This window comes from Candidatus Thiodiazotropha sp. CDECU1 (genome assembly GCF_963455295.1).
Lineage (GTDB): Bacteria > Pseudomonadota > Gammaproteobacteria > Chromatiales > Chromatiaceae > Thiodiazotropha.
Window position 1 is genome coordinate 2,520,280 of sequence record NZ_OY734020.1, and the last position, 15,445, is coordinate 2,535,724.

The window sequence follows — 15,445 nt, forward strand, 5'->3', positions numbered from 1 at the left end:
CCCCCTGGCGGGAGAGGGGCCGGGGGAGAGGGGGTATAATCAATACCATCATCTGCTTCAATAATCAGCATCATAGGTATTGATGGGTGAATGCTGTTTACGCTTCAATTTTATCAAGCGCTTGACGCACACCCTCTCCCCAACCCCTCTCCCGTCAAGGGAGAGGGGCGTTTACGACTGATTCTGGAGTAAACGAAAGTTAACGGGACAGCAGTGTAATAAACTAAAAAAACCAACCATGGAGTTGGTACGAGAAGAGACAACTTAAATATGTTCAGACTCGAAGTCCTCCCGGCACGTTACGGTGATTGTATCTGGCTCGAATATGGATCGAATCCGGTACGCCGGATGTTGATCGACGGTGGCGCACCCGGTGTCTATAAAAGAGCACTCAAACCCAGACTGCAGCAGCTGACGGATGCAGAGCGTGAGTTCGAATTGCTGGTCGTCACCCATGTGGACTATGACCACATCCGCGGCATCATCGAACTGGCCCAGGACGACACGCTTCCCTTCAAGGCCAGGGACATCTGGTTTAACGGCTATCGCCACCTCCCCGAACCCCCCGGCCCTAAAGTGCTTGCCGGCAAGCATGGGGAACTCCTCACGGACATCATCTTGAAGAATGGCCATAGCTGGAACAGCCATGGTTTCAATGGCGATGCGGTGGTCATTCCCGAATCCGGAGCACTTCCCCGGATCGAGTTCGACGACGGCCTGACCATCACCCTGATGGGTCCCACGATTCCAATGCTGGCTGATCTGCGAAAGGATTGGGAGAAGTCGTGCCGGGATATCAATATCACCCCCCAAGAACTGGAGGAAGCCAGAGCAGAGGGACGCTTCGCCCTGTTAGGGGATGAAGAGCCCCCGCCGGAAATAAAACGCCCGGACATCGAGCAGCTGCTGAGGGAGGATTATTCAGAGGATCATTCATCCGCCAATGGCAGCAGCATTGCTTTCCTCATTCAATATGGTGATTACCGGGTACTGCTTGCTGGTGATTCCCATCCCAGTACCCTGGTGGAATCGATCAAACGACTTGGCGAGCAGAAACTCAAACTCGACCTATGCAAGCTCCCCCACCACGGCAGCAGGGGCAGTGTAAGCAGCGAACTGATACAACACCTGGATTGCGAAAACTATATCTTCTCCAGCAACGGCGACCAATTTCAGCACCCCCATCCGGAGGCGGTTGCACGGGTGATCGAGTATGGTGGTGACAAGCCCAAACTGTGGTTCAACTATAGCAGTGATGAATCCCTCCTCTGGGATGATGAAAAACTGCGCAAGGCCTACGCTTTTGAGACCCATTATCCGAAACATGAGCAGGCCGGACTGTTGTTCGTAAAAGGGACTGACGAATGAAATCGATATTGGTCGAGTTCGCTCGATTCAAGAATTTGGGGACCGGGATTCTACGGGATGGCGACGACTATTTGCGAAGCATCACGAGTCATCGTGTACATCAGGTTCGTATTCCCATCGATCAGAGACCTTTCAATCAGTTGATGAACAGCCTGCGCTATGTCTACAAGGATAGGCATGAATACGATGATGCTTTTCACAGTCTCTCCTCACTGGTAACCAATCTTCTGCGGCGCCAGGACTATATGGATGTAGGTGAGTTGCTTGATAGACTCAAATCCAGCCACGATGAGGGAAATGAGGCCTTGATACAGCATGTGGCTCAACTGCTGCAACAACACGATAAGGAGAGTTTGCTTGAGGAGGGTCCACTGCTTGAAGAGATCAAAAAGTATAACAATGAACTGCAACAGATCGATCTTGTAACCAATGCCGCAGAACTCTCGGCACTCCCCTTCGAGGCCGCAATGGCCGATGATGAGAAACCACTGTTTCTTAACGGCAAAGGCGTTGTACTTACCCGCCGCGTGCGTGGTGTATTCAGAGATTCCTCACCGCACTGGCCTGCCACGCCAAAGGTTTTATTCATCTGGTCCGCGGCCGGTGGCAGCGTCCCCCACAAAAAACACAGGGAGGCACTACTGAATGCCCTTAAACCCTGGCTACCACCAAAAAATAGAGAAAAGGTCTTTGTTGAGATCGGCAATGCGAAATACAGTGATATAGAAAAGATAACCCACGAGGATGGATTCACCCACTGTCATCTGTTGGCTCACGGACAGCAGATAGACAAGAAAAATGACCATCGATTCGGTATTGCTTTGAACCATCGTATCGAGGGTGCCGATGTGATCACTCCCGATGACCTGTGCAAGGCCTTGGCGGGTATACGCTCCAGCGCCGTGGTGGTGACCCTGGCCGCATGCGATGCGGGTAACGAGACCGATGTCATCAATCCCGACAAAAGCCTGGCCCATCTACTCCATACCAGCGGTTTCCCCGTGGTGATCGCATCCCAGTTACCGTTGACAATGTTCGGTTCAGAAATCTTTACCCGGCGTTTCTATGGGGAGCTGCTGAACGGTCTCGATGTACGCGAGGCACTCCACCATACCAGGGTGGAACTCTACGACAACCAGTCCAATGCGGGGCACGATTGGGTCAGCCTGGTGGGTTATGTGCAGCTACCCGAGGGCTATAGCGATTTCCTCGAAGAGGTTCGGCTGAAATCCCATCTCAATTCACTGAAGAACCTACGGGATCGGTCCGAGACATTGGCACAGAATGGCGCCAGTCGAGAGGAGTTTGAGACCATCGGGGCTGATCTGAAAAGAGAGATCGAGGCGCTGAATAAACTGCTCGCTCAGACCAAAGACAAGCGAGCCCTGGATGAGAATCGGGGCCTGCTGGGAAGCGCGGAAAAGAGACTGGCGGAGTTGCTCTTCAAGCACATCGGTGATGACAGGGCCAAAGCAGCCTCCCGTGAGGCACTCAGTCGCGCCTCCAAATGGTATAAAGAAGCGTTCGATGCCAATCCCTCGCACCATTGGAGCGGTGTCCAGTACCTGGCCCTGCAGGCCGTGATGACTGGAAAACTCGATCGTAAAAAGTGGAAGACCGCCTACCGCGCCGCTGAGGTCGACCGGGTACGACCGAATGAATATTGGGCTCAGGGCTCACTGACGGAACTCGCACTGTTGGGCAGACTCATCGGCGAGTCGACGGATGAACCAGCCGCAACCTATCTGCAAGAGATGAAGGATAACTTTGCTGTCGTGCAATCGGAAGATCCCGGGGCGGATAGCCCGTTCCTATCCACAGAACTGCAGCTGCGCCGTTATGTGGAGTGGTGGTTGCCGGCCAATGGATTCTTTGCCGATGATGCCGGGCTTGCCGATGAAGCCAGGGAGCTGATCCCTCTATGCTGTCAGGAATAGATTGAATCTTAATAAAGTGATATGAATGATCGATCCAACAAGAATAACTATTCCTTTATCAGCTATTCGCGGCACGATCAGGATTTCGCCCGACGATTGGCGGGTGATCTGTCCGAACGTGCTCATAACGTTTTTTTTGACCAGACCAGTATCCCTGCTGGTGAAGATTGGACCCGTTCGATCCAATCCGCTCTGGAGTCATGTTCACGGTTGATCCTGATACTCTCACCCCATGCCGTTGAATCGAAAAACGTGCTCGATGAAACACGCTATGCTCTAGACCATGGTAAATCGATATTTCTCGTGCTCTACCACGATTGCAGTCTACCGTTCTGGTTGTGGCGTATCGAATATGTCGATTTCCAGAGTAGTTACGATAAGGCATTCACCAAGCTGTATGCCGAACTAAGCAATCAACCTCGCACTGCCATACTACCGACTAAAATGGAAAGCGCTGCCATGGCGACGCCACGGCAGGCCTCCAGCCGGAACCTGGTTGTCTGCTTTGACTTTCAGCAATTTCCTACCTTTGAGTTAAACAGCAACGCTTATTACCTGACACGCATGGCTTACTCGGCGTCGGAGCGCCAGATTGTCTACTACGATCCAGGCGTTCAGATGCGTGAAGGTGCAGGATTTCTTTCCGCCTTGCGGCAGAACTTAAGGGCTGGTCTAAGGGTATGGACAAGACATGACATAGCGGATCATGTTGAGTACGCATATAAATTTTTGATGGATAACTATCGAGAGGGCGACCGTCTATTCCTGTTTGGAAGCAGCGCAGGTGGTCCGATGGCGATTGCACTTGCGGAGATACTCGAAACATTCGGCCTTCTGGATAAGGCCGGGACCATAGTTGTACCTTACGCGATCCATGGCATGGGCCGGGTCACTGACCTTGAAGCACAAGAGTTCAAATCGAGCCTATCTCGTGAGTGCCCGCCATACTTTATTGGTATGTGGGACTGTGTAAGGGTTATTGGAGCCTTTAGCCGGCGTCGGAACAATCCACAGCTGTCGGACAAGACTGTGTTTGGCTATCATGCGCTGGCCATCGATGAAACCCGCAAGTTCTTCCAGCCGGTGCTCTGGGACAACACTACCGCTCAGGGCCAGACTCTGGAGCAAACTTGGTTCGCTGGCGTGCACGCTGACATAAGTGGCGGCTATCGTGAAAGAGGTCTGTCGGATATCCCACTGCAATGGATGTTGAACAAAGCCAATGACGCCGGCATGCTCATAGATCAAGAGCAGTATGAACGGCTTCAGCCCGACCCATTAACAAAGATGCATAATTCTAGAGTCGGAGCATTGCGTTTTTTCCCAAGCCACCCTCGCAAGATTCCAAAAGGTGCAATTTTGCATCCCAGTGTGGAGAAAAGAATACAGCAGTCTGACTATTCACCCAGTAACCTCAAAAAGATATGAATTGATGAGTTGAACAGTACACGAAATTAAAATAAATCCGATTTTACAGCATCAGCATTTTTCATTCCTACTTCAACCCACTAAATACCGATCCAACCCCTTCACCCAACTATTCCTCAACAGGTAACTACTTCGATTGCTGCGCCGCGCCCGCTGCCCATTCAAGGTGACCGAAACCGGTTGCCGTTCGAGAATGCACAAGCGGCGACTCAGACAGTCGGCACGCCAGCGCGGGCTGGCCTTTTTCGCCCGCTCCTCCACCGCAATCCGGGTCAGGGCGAACTCATCTTCTGGCTGCTCCCTGACGACACGACGCTTGATGGCGGTGTATGCTTTCTTCAGGCTCCCCTGCTGCACGCCCATGTCGTAGAGGGCGGCGAGGCAGCGCAGGTTGCGGATCTTCACCGGAGAGACGCCATGCAGAAAGGCGAGTGCGGACATCAGCAGTTTGCCGTACTTGTCATAGGCGTAGCGCAACATCACCTGGCGGAACACCGGCTCTCGGCCAACCGCTTGCAGATAGCCCTTCCAGGGTTGGGCAAAACCGTGTTTACCGGAACCCAGGCTGAGGTCGTCCGCCCAGGCCACGGCCTTGCTTCTGGAGCCATCGAGCACCTTCCAAAAGGCGATGTAGTCTTGTGGATCAGCAAAACAGCGCCGTAATCGGGATTCATCCTCGCCACGAAAGTATCTGAACAGCTCCTGCAGGGTGCCGGTTTTAAGATTGCACTGGATGGGTCCGAAGGAGAGACCGGCCTTGTCGAAATTGCCCGTCACCTGTTGGTAGGGATCACCGCTGGTCTCAAAGGCCGCGGTCACCTTCATCCCGCAGTCGAATGCGGTCTTGGGTGATATCTGTGGAAGTTTCGCGGGATCGGGCATCTCCACATAGAGTTGATCATCGAGGGGTTCACAGCGACTGAAGTAGCCCTGCCGGAGGAGTTTCATGGCCTGTTTGCGGAGATGCTCCGGATCGTCTGCCCCTATCACAACATACAAGCCATCATCAGCCGGCTTGGGTATTGTGGCGGGCCGCCGGGGATCGATCTTGATGGATGCGGCAAGATTCTCGCGCAGAATCTGCAAGGCCGCCGCGAGCTCCCGATGCACACGCACCTTCCGGTTCGAGCGATAGAACTCTTTGAGGCGGAAGTTGGGTGTCACGCGGGCATTTGCACCACCCCCGATGATGAAATCATTCTCTATTTGAACGCTACCGACCATGGTTATTCACCTGTTAACTCTATCCCGCCAGCACTGTCCTGCTGCTGTGGATGTGGATGACACAATCACTAGCCAGGACCTCTTGCACGCTCACAGAGGATAATAAACCCGGCTAGCGATTGACGCTTGGATCGATGTGCCTGATCTCACTGAATCTTAGCAAAACCCGCAATTGTCGCATCTGCTCCTCACTGATGGTTTCAGAGGTCAAAACCAGGGAGATAGGCAACCACCCGCGATCAAGGTCAAAGCGCATCACAACCAGCCAGGGTGTAACCAGGCTATCCTTGCGAATGCGCGCCATCTGTTTTCGGCCATCATCCATGATCAATCTTACCCTGCCCCCAGCTGCAAGCATCACTTTCATGATCGCTTTGCCTCTACCCCTGCGACCCTGTTGAAATGAGAAATAGCCATGCAGCGCCAATGCCGACAACAGTAACAGTTTCTGCCATAGGATCAGGGGCGCCAGGAGGGTCGTAAACAGGGCCAACAGATGGATAGTCACACGCCAGGCATGGAGATGTCTGGATGGCTTTGGTTGCAGGGTTATGGATTGGAGCGTCCCTGACATTGTGTACGCCTCCTTGCGCGATTTGGTCATCTGGCAGCTAGGGCCTGTTAACACTAATCCAATGCACTCTGTTGTGCCTGAAAAAACGCCAATCAAGGCGCACCCCAAGGGCACTTCCTTCGGGGCGCGAGGAGAGAAGTTTGGTCACTCCAAATGAACGACGAGCAACGCTGAGTGGCGCTTTTTCAGGCGCACCCCAAGGGCACTTCCTACGGGGCGCAACCCGAAGGGCTGGGGCTGTTTTTGCGCCCAGCGGCGTTATCATTCGCTCATGTAGCCGGGCTACACCACGCTCATTCTGCCTTGCTGGGCGCAAAAACAGTCCCAGCAGAGTGCATTGGATTAGTGTTAACAGGCCCTAGTCTAACATTAACCTGCCGCCCCCGGTCCACCCGCCGATTCTGGCCAGCGAACCAGGGTGATTACTTCAGCTCAGAGATACTAGCGCAGTCGCTGCTGACGATGGGCAATCTGTGCGGCCCGAAACTCCTCCGGGGTCACAGCTCCATTGCCATCACTATCGATTGAAGCGAAGCTGGGCGCATTCGCCAGATTCCTCATCATATAGCCCTGACTGGCCCTTTCACTGATCCGCTTTGCCCGCGCCTGTTGAAACTCATCCTGTTCCAATACACCATCTTTGTTCATATCGAAATCGCTGAATGCGGGCATATTTCGGCCACCCATGCCCATCCTGCCAGCTCTTGGTCCACCTCCACCCATCATGCGATTCTTGTGTTGACCGGCAAGCAGCTCCTTTTCAGACAGTTGACCATCATCATTGCTGTCAAAGCTACGAAATACCGGATTCGCCGCCCTGCCCATGGGATAACCCATTTGAGTCCGCAACACCCTCCTTTGAGCATGGGTCGACGCGAACTCCTGTTGACTGATAAAACCGTTGTTATCGCTATCGAACACAGCAAATGGGATCGGTCCTGTTGCCGTCAGCTCTGTTTGCGCAACCAGAAACCCGGGGATTATTGACAACAAACCCATTAGTATCGATCTCTCCAACTTCATCATGACTGCAATCCTCTTTGATTCAGTACCTCGGCATCACTCCCGATGCCTTGCATCCGAGTCCAGCGCGGCCTCCATGCCACCCTCTATTATCAGTTTAGGCAGGCAAGATTAATTCAGGCTGAAAATCAGATCGATAGGAACAGGAACTGGTTAGAGAGGCAGGTATGAATTCTACACATTGGTCGCCTATTTAATCTCCAGATTGTTTTTCATATAGTCAGTAAATTGTGCATTCGGTATGGGCTTGCTGAAGAGGAAACCCTGGGCGAAGTCGCAACCTCTCTCTTGCAAGAACTGTAGCTGCTGTTCCGTCTCCACACCTTCCGCAACCACCCGAAGCTTGAGATGGTGGGCCATTGCGATAATTGCCTCGCAAAGCGAGGCATCATCCGGATCGTTGATCACATCGCGGATGAACGAACGATCGATCTTGATCTTGTCCACCGGAAAGCGCTTCAGATAGCCCAATGAGGAGTAACCGGTACCGAAATCGTCAATAGCGATACCGACACCCTCCTTGCGAAGAGTATCCAGACGTGCCCCCGGATCTCTGCTTTCATCCATGTACACACTCTCGGTAATCTCGAACAACAGACGGGATTGCAAATGGGGCTGGCTGGCAAGGAACTCCAGCATCTTTTTGGTAAACCCCATGGCCTGGAACTGAAGCATCGATACATTGACTGACAAATGCTCTATTTTCAGTCCCATTGCATCCCACTTCGCCAAATCCGATGCAGCCTGCCGCATTACCCATTCACCTATTGGTATGATCAGGCCACTCTTCTCCGCCAAGGGAATAAATTCACTGGGCCCCACTATTCCATTTTCAGGAGAAATCCAGCGTATTAACGCCTCAGCTCCGATCAGACCACCATCCCTGGCATTCAATATAGGTTGGTAGTGGAGTTCAAACTCACCATTCCTCAAGGCACGGCGCAGCGAAGCCTCCATTGCCACGCGCCCACCCGCCTCCTTGTTCATCTCCCAGGTGAAATAGCGGAAGGTGTTGCGCCCCTCCGCCTTGGCCCTGTACATGGCGGTATCCGCATTCTGCAACAACATGCCCGGATCATCACCATCCTGCGGATACACTGTGATACCTATGCTGGCCGTAAGCTGCGTCTCATGCCCCTCGATCACATACGGGCGCGCCAAGGATGTCAGGATAGTACCGGCAACGGTTGCCGCTGATATGCTCTCGGCCAGTTCCGGCAGGATCACGGTAAATTCGTCACCCCCCAGGCGGGAGACTGTATCCATCTCCCTGACGCAAGCCTGCAGGCGCTTTGCAGCCTCCTGCAACAGCAGGTCACCATGGGCATGCCCCAGGGTATCATTGACATCCTTGAAACCATCCAGATCGATAAACAGCAGGGCCAGTTTATAATCATGCCGCCGTGCATACGCCAGGGCGCGCTCCAGTCGATCCAAAAACAGGCTACGGTTGGAGAGACCGGTCAGGGTGTCGAAGTTTGCCTGGTGCCAGATTTTTTCTTCATACTGCTTGCGTTCCTTAACCCGTTGCTTACTGTTCCTGCCGACCACTTGGATGCTGACCATGCCTATGACCCATATCAAGCCGAGGCCGACCAGTAAATTTTGCTTATGCTCATTGGTCACTTCGATATAACCTGCAAGCGGTACCGATACACCCACCCCGCCACGCACATCACCCACCTGGTAACCATATTCGCCATGGCACTTGACGCAACCTTCGTTCATGATCATGGGACGCATCAAACGCAAAAAGGGGTGTCCATCTATCTCTCTAACATCGATGCGCTCCGTTTCACCGGCTTCAAATCCCTTCAGGGCCGCAATCTCCCACTCGTCAGGCGTATTGATGGGATTGATGGGATTCAGACTGGTGATCTTACCTTTGACCCCATAGTGTTCATTGTAGTCTCCCATCATCTGCCGCAGCATATAGGCTGGATTCATCAGGGTCAGCTCACGTCCCGATGGGGTAACCAGATCACGTTCAGGGATGTGCGCAAGATAGGGGTTCCGCGGTGTCTGTTCACTGACCGGCACATAGACGCCGCCATGCTTGGTGCCCCAGACACGAAAGGCCTGATCCTTGTGATAGTTTGCCACTGCCTCCTGGCGAGCCAATTCCAGCATATCGGAATTCTCATTACTGATTGCCAAGTAGAGCAATGCCACAACCAACAGTGTCCAGGAAACAGCAGCAATCCATAAAAGGATTTGCAATCGCTTTTCGTCGCGTTGGGTGTTGAGTATGGGAACCCTATTCACAGCGTTCCTTTCATCAACGTTATGAGAGTAAAGCGGTTGGTAATTGACATACAAACCAGTGGCGACCTAAGCAACAACAACTTTAGACGCTACTTCCCATTTTCCTCATCCTGTGAAATAAAATACTGCTATGAGTGACAAGCAATATTTTTAAATACATGGCGCTTTTATATGTTTAGGAATGGTAATCGCATGCTGATTTTAGTGTTCCTAAAACAGTATGGATATTTTTGCGCTCATGGTATTGACGTGTTGAATGAGAACTTCATCTTCGTTGCGTTCTATGGCAAATGACTCTGTATTAAACTGTCCGCGTAAATACTCCAGGGACAGATTAACCCGCCTATCCATATACCATGTGATAGCAGCTCCGTACCTGTATTCCGGCTCATCCTCCAACTCGGTACTGCTTTCAATCCGCAACGCCAGATCAAAGTCGGAACTCGGGAAAAAATAGGCGACCTCCGCATTCCAAGCCATGGGCCTGTTGATCTCTTTATCCAATTCGCGAAAATCATCCAAAGCGGCCACAATCTCGAAAGAGAACTCGAAGCTGTCGGTTATTCCCAGCAGATATGCACTTATGGCAGGTACACGCTTGATAGAATGATCATCTTCCAGCACTCTTTCATCGCTGTCTGCGAGATCGGACTGATAACTCAAGCCGAATGAAAAATGGTCAGATGACCATGCCTCAAATCCGATCGCCCAGTCCCACTCCTCATCCTCGCCCACTTCACTGACCCGGCCTCGATAGGCCGCCAGGGTAAGATCGAATTCGTCGCTGGGCCCATAAGTAAGAAGTACAGCCTGCCTGGCACTTGTCTCTCCGAACTCCAGCATCGGTCCGGTTATAAAACGGCTGAAGTAGAGGCCAAGGGGGGTGAACTGTTTCCCCAGACTCAATTCCATTGGCTCGTATTCAAAGGTGATGAAGGCCTCTTCGGAGAAGAATTTGTCTGGATCGGAATCGTATTCAACCACCATTTCACCCTCTGCCAGACCAAACAGATCGACAGTCAGCGCAAACTGCAGGGTCGCATTGCGCTCTCTCGCCTTGATGGCACCATCCCTGTCCTGAGGGATAAAACGATCGGTCAGTACCTCACCCTCCAGGAGCCCTGACAGGGTAAGCCATGGGGTGATCTCAGTCTCCAATCCCGCCTCTCTTTGCTCTTCCCTGGTACGGTAGATTCTTGTGGGACCACTCTCCTCCACTGCATCAGCCGTGAACTTTTCGTCCTGCTCGGGCTCACTCATCTCCTGTGCCGCCAGAGTTGGCGAAACTGCCAGCAATAAACAGAGAGAGTGTGTGACCAAACTGAGCAAAACCTTTTGGGAACGCAGGGGCATGGCGAGAGACTCCATATTTTATTCTAGATTATTGAAACCCCGTACCTGGCTTAGTGCAAGCCGGGATCGCGGCTATTCTGGAAATTTTTATAGGACATATGTCCTATAAACGGCAGACAGTTCCCATTGCCCTCTCAATCGGCGCAAGATTGTCTCCGAAATATCCCAGGTAAGGCACTCGATCCGTGTCTGATTCATGTCGATAAATCCACAATTAATCCTTTATATTCAGTTTATTATAAATTATTCGACAGGTTGTATGACATCAATTCTATGGTGCATTGGCTTGCTAGTACATAACTTTTTAATACCTCGCACCACATTTCCAAAGCACTTGATAAAACGATTGTAATGAACGCTTGGTGAGGAGGAGTTATCCACAACCCTTTTGAAAGAATAGAAACAGATCGGGAGCGAAACCTATGAAAAATAGATCCTTGAAGATGTACTCGTTGTTATTCTCTGTGCCATTTCTGATCGTACCCTATGAACTCCTGGCCGGAGATAATGGGCACTCACCCTGTGAGAATACCGCTAAGCAGATATTTCAGGCGTGCCACGCCGACGTCAAAGATGATTACAAAACCACCCTGGCGAACTGTATAAACCTGGCAACCCGCAGTGAAAGGGTGGCCTGTCGTGATGAGGCGAAGATGGTGCGTATGGAGGAGGCAGACTATTGTACAGATCAGCTCGATGCCCGGGTCAATGCCTGTGAAGTGCTCGGTGAGCATCGCTATGATTCAGACCCCCTGCTCGATCCGACCATCGCCTTTGTCGATCCTGACGATGTGGATCAATCCAGTGCCAATCCCTATGTCTCTATTGTGTCGGGGCACACCTATGTCCTGCGTGCTGGCGAGGAAGGGGAAGAGACAGTGGTGGTGCATGTGACAGATGAATCCCGTGAGATACAGGGCGTTCCCTGCCGTGTCGTGACTGATGCTGTGGTTGTTGTGGAAGAGGATGAAACCACCGGCGAGATAGATTATGTACCGGTGGAAATTACAGATGACTGGTTTGCCCAGGATACCGAAGGCAATGTCTACTATTGCGGTGAAATATCACGCAACTTCGAGGATGGCGCACTGGTTGATCTCGATGGATCATTCGAATCAGGAAGAGAGTTTGCCAAAGCTGGTCTTCTGATCAGTGGAATGCCTGAGGTAGGCATTGCCCATCGTCAGGAATTCTCCCTGGGTGAAGCCGAGGATATCGTGCAATACGTAGATCTGGCAGGGATACCATCAGTCGAAAACGAGAACTTTCCCTGTGCCGATAGCGGTGGTTGCCTGATGACCTATGACTTCGCACCTCTGGAGCCTGAATCCTCTGAATTCAAGTACTATAGTCCTGGTATCGGATTTGTGCTTGCTGAAGCGATGGAGGATGGTGAATTCACCGGTGAGACAGAGCAGTTGCTCTGTGTCGGCGATTCCCTGGATATCCTGGAAGATCCGGCTTGTGAGATCGAGGATCCCGAAGAGTTGCTAGAGGAGTTGTGTGAACTCGCAGCAGAGGCCTTTTGTGATTGATTCTGGTGGTAACATAAACAACTGCTTTGAATTGTAAGTCTGACAAAGGGTAATAGTAAGCAATGAGCGCGGTCACTATGAGCGTGCTCATTGTATGGACGACATCAACTTAATCAGGTTAATCATGAACAGTTTTATGAAAAAGATGGGTAGTTGGAGAAATATTTTGTTGATAGTCATGGGTAGTATCTTCCTCATTGCCCTTGAGATACTCGAGGACCCTGACCTAACCCTTGGTGAAATAATCCTGGAAATGATTCAACCCACCTTAATCGTCATTATCGCGGTAGGGATGGTACGTTTGACTGAACAGTTCAAGATGCAACATGAGACACAAATGCTGTTGATCAGGGATTTGGAAACAGCCCGTGTCGAGGGTATGCAATGGCGAAGTGGCATGAGTGACTTGATCAAAGGGTTGAGCGATGGCATCGCAAGACAATTCAGCGAATGGTCCCTGACCGCGGCAGAACGGGAAGTGGGCTTACTGATACTCAAAGGCATGAGCTACAAGGAGATCGCTGTGATGCGTGATGTCAGCGAAAAGACTGTCCGGCAACAGGCCCATTCCATCTATCGTAAGGCCAAATTGAGTGGCCGGGCTGCTCTCTCCGCCTTTTTTCTGGAAGACCTGCTACTGCCGCCGGCGATGAACAATTCCAATGAAACCTGATAGGGTTTATGCCTGGTCGGTATTGTTTACAGCTGCCGAGCTGTCATGGTTTACCTTGGGATTTAAATGTGTAGTCAGATACGATTCAAAACCACACTGACACGAAGTCCACGCAACTCTGGTGATCGGTCAAACTTCAACTCTCCCTCATAGAGAGTGACGACATCAGATACGATCGCCAGCCCAAGTCCCTGTCCTTCCATATTCTCATCCAATCGACTGCCACGGCGTGTCAATCTGGAGACGTCTTCATCACCCAACCCCTCACCATCATCTTCCACAAGGATCTGCAAACGATCCTCTCCGGAAAGCGTGCAGCGTACCTTTTTGTTCGCCCATTTACATGCGTTATCAAGGAGGTTACCCAACAACTCAAGAATATCCTCCCGGTCACCGAAGGGGGGTTGGTCCATTGCCACGACCGCCTCTATCGATAACTGCTTATCCTGGTAAATCTGTTTCAATACATTCAACAGATCCTGTAGATCGATGTGTGGATCAAATCTCTGACTCATGGTTCCACTACCCGCCAGACGGGCACGCTTGAGTTCTCGGTCGATTAACAATCTGACCCTTTCCACCTGTTGTCCTGCCAAACTCCGGTCTATCTGATTTTCAGCCGTGGCAGTTGTGTCGAAGTAGCGCATCAGCAGATTCATGGGCGCTTTCAAGGCATGGGCAAGATTACCGAGGGCGTTACGCGATCGTTTATTCCTTCTTGTAAGGAGCTGCAACAGGTGATTGATCTCCTTGACCAAGGGAGACATCTCATCCGGGACATCTTCGCACAACAGTTTCTCATCCCCTGTAGCCAGACTCTTCACATCATCGCGCAAGGGTTCGAGACGACGGAACGAGTGCCTGACAACCATACCCTGGACCAACAATAATGCGACCAGGCCGAGTAGCGCCAACAATGCAAAATTACGTAGAAACAGATCCCGTTGCTGTTTTATCGGTTGCAGATCCTCCGCCACTGCAACGGTAAGTTCCCGCCCCTGTTTTTTAAATCCGGCAACATAAACCAACAGCTGCTGCGCTTCAGGACCGAGCATATGCATACGCCTGCTGTCACCGACCGGCAGCATAGGAATATGGAGTTTAAAGTCCCAAAGTGATCGTGAGTGGGTCTCAGTGCCGTCTTGATGACGAATAAGATAGTAGTGTCCGGAATAGGGACGTCGATAGATTTGGTTGACGCGGGCGGGCCGAACCTTGAACTGCTGATGTTTAACGGCCATCGCTGCGAGCAAGGCCTCGCTGTCATGTTCCAGGCGGGATGCGATAAAATCTTCTGTCAGCTCTTGAATGGATTGTGCGCCGAATAACCATAGCAATCCCATCAATACGATCAGGCTGAGCGCCAACCCCAGGTGCAGTCGATGTTCGAGAGAGTTAGTTCTCAACACCGACATAGATATACCCTTGTCCTCTGCGTGTCTCGATCACCTGCTTGCCCAACTTGTCACGTAAACGACGAATATAGACTTCAATCAGATTGCTGTCACGATCGAAATCCTGTTCATAAACATGTTCCGTTAAACGGGTTTTGGAGAGTATCTTGTCTTTGTTGAGGATGAAGCAGCGTAACAGGCGAAATTCCGTTCCGGTGAGATCGAGTCTCTGCTGATCGGGCAATATCACCTGCTGTCTCTCCTCGTCGAGCTCCAGGCCACCAGACTTGAGGCTGGCCCCCACCAGATCGTGACTGCGACGCACCAATGCCTGCAGGCGTACCACCAGCTCTTCAATATGAAACGGTTTGCCCAGATAGTCGTCCGCACCGGCCTTGAACCCCTCAACCCGTTCATGCCAGGCATCCCGGGCGGTCAATATGATCACCGGAGTACGATTATCCCGTTTGCGCCAGTTCTTCAACACCTCCAGACCGGACCGGTTAGGTAGACCCAGGTCCAGGACGATAAGATCATATGCCATGTTATCGCCCATAAACTCAGCTTCAATACCCTCCTCGGCACAATCAACGGCATACCCCTGCTGTTCCAGGTCGTGCTTTAGTGATGTGGCGAGGAGATTGTCATCTTCAACCAGCAGCAGACGCAAC

At 51.7% G+C, this 15,445-nt stretch carries 12 protein-coding genes; 5 read left to right on the plus strand and 7 right to left on the minus strand.

Annotation, left to right across the window (positions count from 1 at the left end; genetic code table 11):
- Nucleotides 1–270: 270 nt before the first annotated feature.
- Genes R2K28_RS11465 through R2K28_RS11475 form a run of 3 tightly spaced genes read left to right on the plus strand, consistent with a single transcriptional unit; the run spans nucleotide 271 to nucleotide 4,733 of the window.
- A complete protein-coding gene (locus R2K28_RS11465) occupies nucleotides 271–1,368 on the plus strand; it encodes a ComEC/Rec2 family competence protein (protein WP_316364464.1) in 1,098 nt (365 codons plus the stop codon).
- On the plus strand, nucleotides 1,365–3,305 hold the full coding sequence (locus tag R2K28_RS11470; RefSeq protein ID WP_316364465.1) for a CHAT domain-containing protein: 1,941 nt from the start codon (nucleotides 1,365–1,367) through the stop codon (nucleotides 3,303–3,305). The genes R2K28_RS11465 and R2K28_RS11470 overlap by 4 nt, the downstream gene beginning before the upstream one ends.
- Nucleotides 3,306–3,326: 21 nt before the next feature.
- Nucleotides 3,327–4,733 carry a phospholipase effector Tle1 domain-containing protein gene (locus R2K28_RS11475; protein ID WP_316364466.1) on the plus strand — a complete coding sequence of 469 codons (1,407 nt, stop codon included), beginning with the start codon at nucleotides 3,327–3,329 and terminating at the stop codon, nucleotides 4,731–4,733.
- A gap of 72 nt (nucleotides 4,734–4,805) precedes the next feature.
- Here R2K28_RS11475 and R2K28_RS11480 read toward each other — a convergent pair whose 3' ends face one another.
- The 5 genes from R2K28_RS11480 to R2K28_RS11500 form a co-directional block, all read right to left on the minus strand.
- On the minus strand, nucleotides 4,806–5,957 hold the full coding sequence (locus R2K28_RS11480; protein ID WP_316364468.1) for a hypothetical protein: 1,152 nt from the start codon (nucleotides 5,955–5,957) through the stop codon (nucleotides 4,806–4,808).
- Nucleotides 5,958–6,069: 112 nt separating this feature from the next.
- Nucleotides 6,070–6,531, minus strand: a complete 462-nt coding sequence (locus tag R2K28_RS11485; protein WP_316364469.1) for a protein YgfX — start codon at nucleotides 6,529–6,531, stop codon at nucleotides 6,070–6,072.
- 441 nt (nucleotides 6,532–6,972) lie between these two features.
- Nucleotides 6,973–7,557 (minus strand): EF-hand domain-containing protein, encoded by a 585-nt coding sequence (locus R2K28_RS11490; RefSeq protein WP_316364470.1) that lies wholly within the window; start codon nucleotides 7,555–7,557, stop codon nucleotides 6,973–6,975.
- Between the two features lie 186 nt (nucleotides 7,558–7,743).
- Complete coding sequence (locus R2K28_RS11495; protein WP_316364471.1) at nucleotides 7,744–9,819, minus strand: EAL domain-containing protein; 2,076 nt, start codon at nucleotides 9,817–9,819, stop codon at nucleotides 7,744–7,746.
- A 210-nt stretch (nucleotides 9,820–10,029) separates the two neighbouring features.
- Nucleotides 10,030–11,172 carry an LbtU family siderophore porin gene (locus R2K28_RS11500; protein ID WP_316364472.1) on the minus strand — a complete coding sequence of 381 codons (1,143 nt, stop codon included), beginning with the start codon at nucleotides 11,170–11,172 and terminating at the stop codon, nucleotides 10,030–10,032.
- 422 nt (nucleotides 11,173–11,594) lie between these two features.
- Here R2K28_RS11500 and R2K28_RS11505 point away from each other — a divergent pair, with 422 nt between their 5' ends.
- Both R2K28_RS11505 and R2K28_RS11510 read left to right on the plus strand, forming a co-directional pair.
- Complete coding sequence (locus R2K28_RS11505; protein ID WP_316364473.1) at nucleotides 11,595–12,707, plus strand: hypothetical protein; 1,113 nt, start codon at nucleotides 11,595–11,597, stop codon at nucleotides 12,705–12,707.
- Nucleotides 12,708–12,831: 124 nt separating this feature from the next.
- A complete protein-coding gene (locus R2K28_RS11510; RefSeq protein ID WP_316364474.1) occupies nucleotides 12,832–13,380 on the plus strand; it encodes a helix-turn-helix transcriptional regulator in 549 nt (182 codons plus the stop codon).
- Between the two features lie 74 nt (nucleotides 13,381–13,454).
- On the opposite strand, the gene R2K28_RS11515 is transcribed toward R2K28_RS11510, so the two are convergent.
- Entirely contained in the window at nucleotides 13,455–14,795 is a 1,341-nt protein-coding gene (locus R2K28_RS11515) for a sensor histidine kinase (RefSeq protein WP_316364475.1), read from the minus strand.
- Entirely contained in the window at nucleotides 14,776–15,444 is a 669-nt protein-coding gene (locus R2K28_RS11520; protein WP_316369727.1) for a response regulator transcription factor, read from the minus strand. The genes R2K28_RS11515 and R2K28_RS11520 overlap by 20 nt, the downstream gene beginning before the upstream one ends.
- Nucleotide 15,445: the final 1 nt, after the last annotated feature.

Coding starts and splice junctions, on each gene's coding strand:
- R2K28_RS11465 (WP_316364464.1), top strand. CDS start 271: ATGTTCAGACTCGAAGTCCTCCCGGCACGTTACGGTGATTGTATCTGG.
- R2K28_RS11470 (WP_316364465.1), top strand. CDS start 1,365: ATGAAATCGATATTGGTCGAGTTCGCTCGATTCAAGAATTTGGGGACC.
- R2K28_RS11475 (WP_316364466.1), top strand. CDS start 3,327: ATGAATGATCGATCCAACAAGAATAACTATTCCTTTATCAGCTATTCG.
- R2K28_RS11480 (WP_316364468.1), bottom strand. CDS start 5,957: ATGGTCGGTAGCGTTCAAATAGAGAATGATTTCATCATCGGGGGTGGT.
- R2K28_RS11485 (WP_316364469.1), bottom strand. CDS start 6,531: ATGTCAGGGACGCTCCAATCCATAACCCTGCAACCAAAGCCATCCAGA.
- R2K28_RS11490 (WP_316364470.1), bottom strand. CDS start 7,557: ATGATGAAGTTGGAGAGATCGATACTAATGGGTTTGTTGTCAATAATC.
- R2K28_RS11500 (WP_316364472.1), bottom strand. CDS start 11,172: ATGCCCCTGCGTTCCCAAAAGGTTTTGCTCAGTTTGGTCACACACTCT.
- R2K28_RS11505 (WP_316364473.1), top strand. CDS start 11,595: ATGAAAAATAGATCCTTGAAGATGTACTCGTTGTTATTCTCTGTGCCA.
- R2K28_RS11510 (WP_316364474.1), top strand. CDS start 12,832: ATGAACAGTTTTATGAAAAAGATGGGTAGTTGGAGAAATATTTTGTTG.
- R2K28_RS11515 (WP_316364475.1), bottom strand. CDS start 14,795: ATGTCGGTGTTGAGAACTAACTCTCTCGAACATCGACTGCACCTGGGG.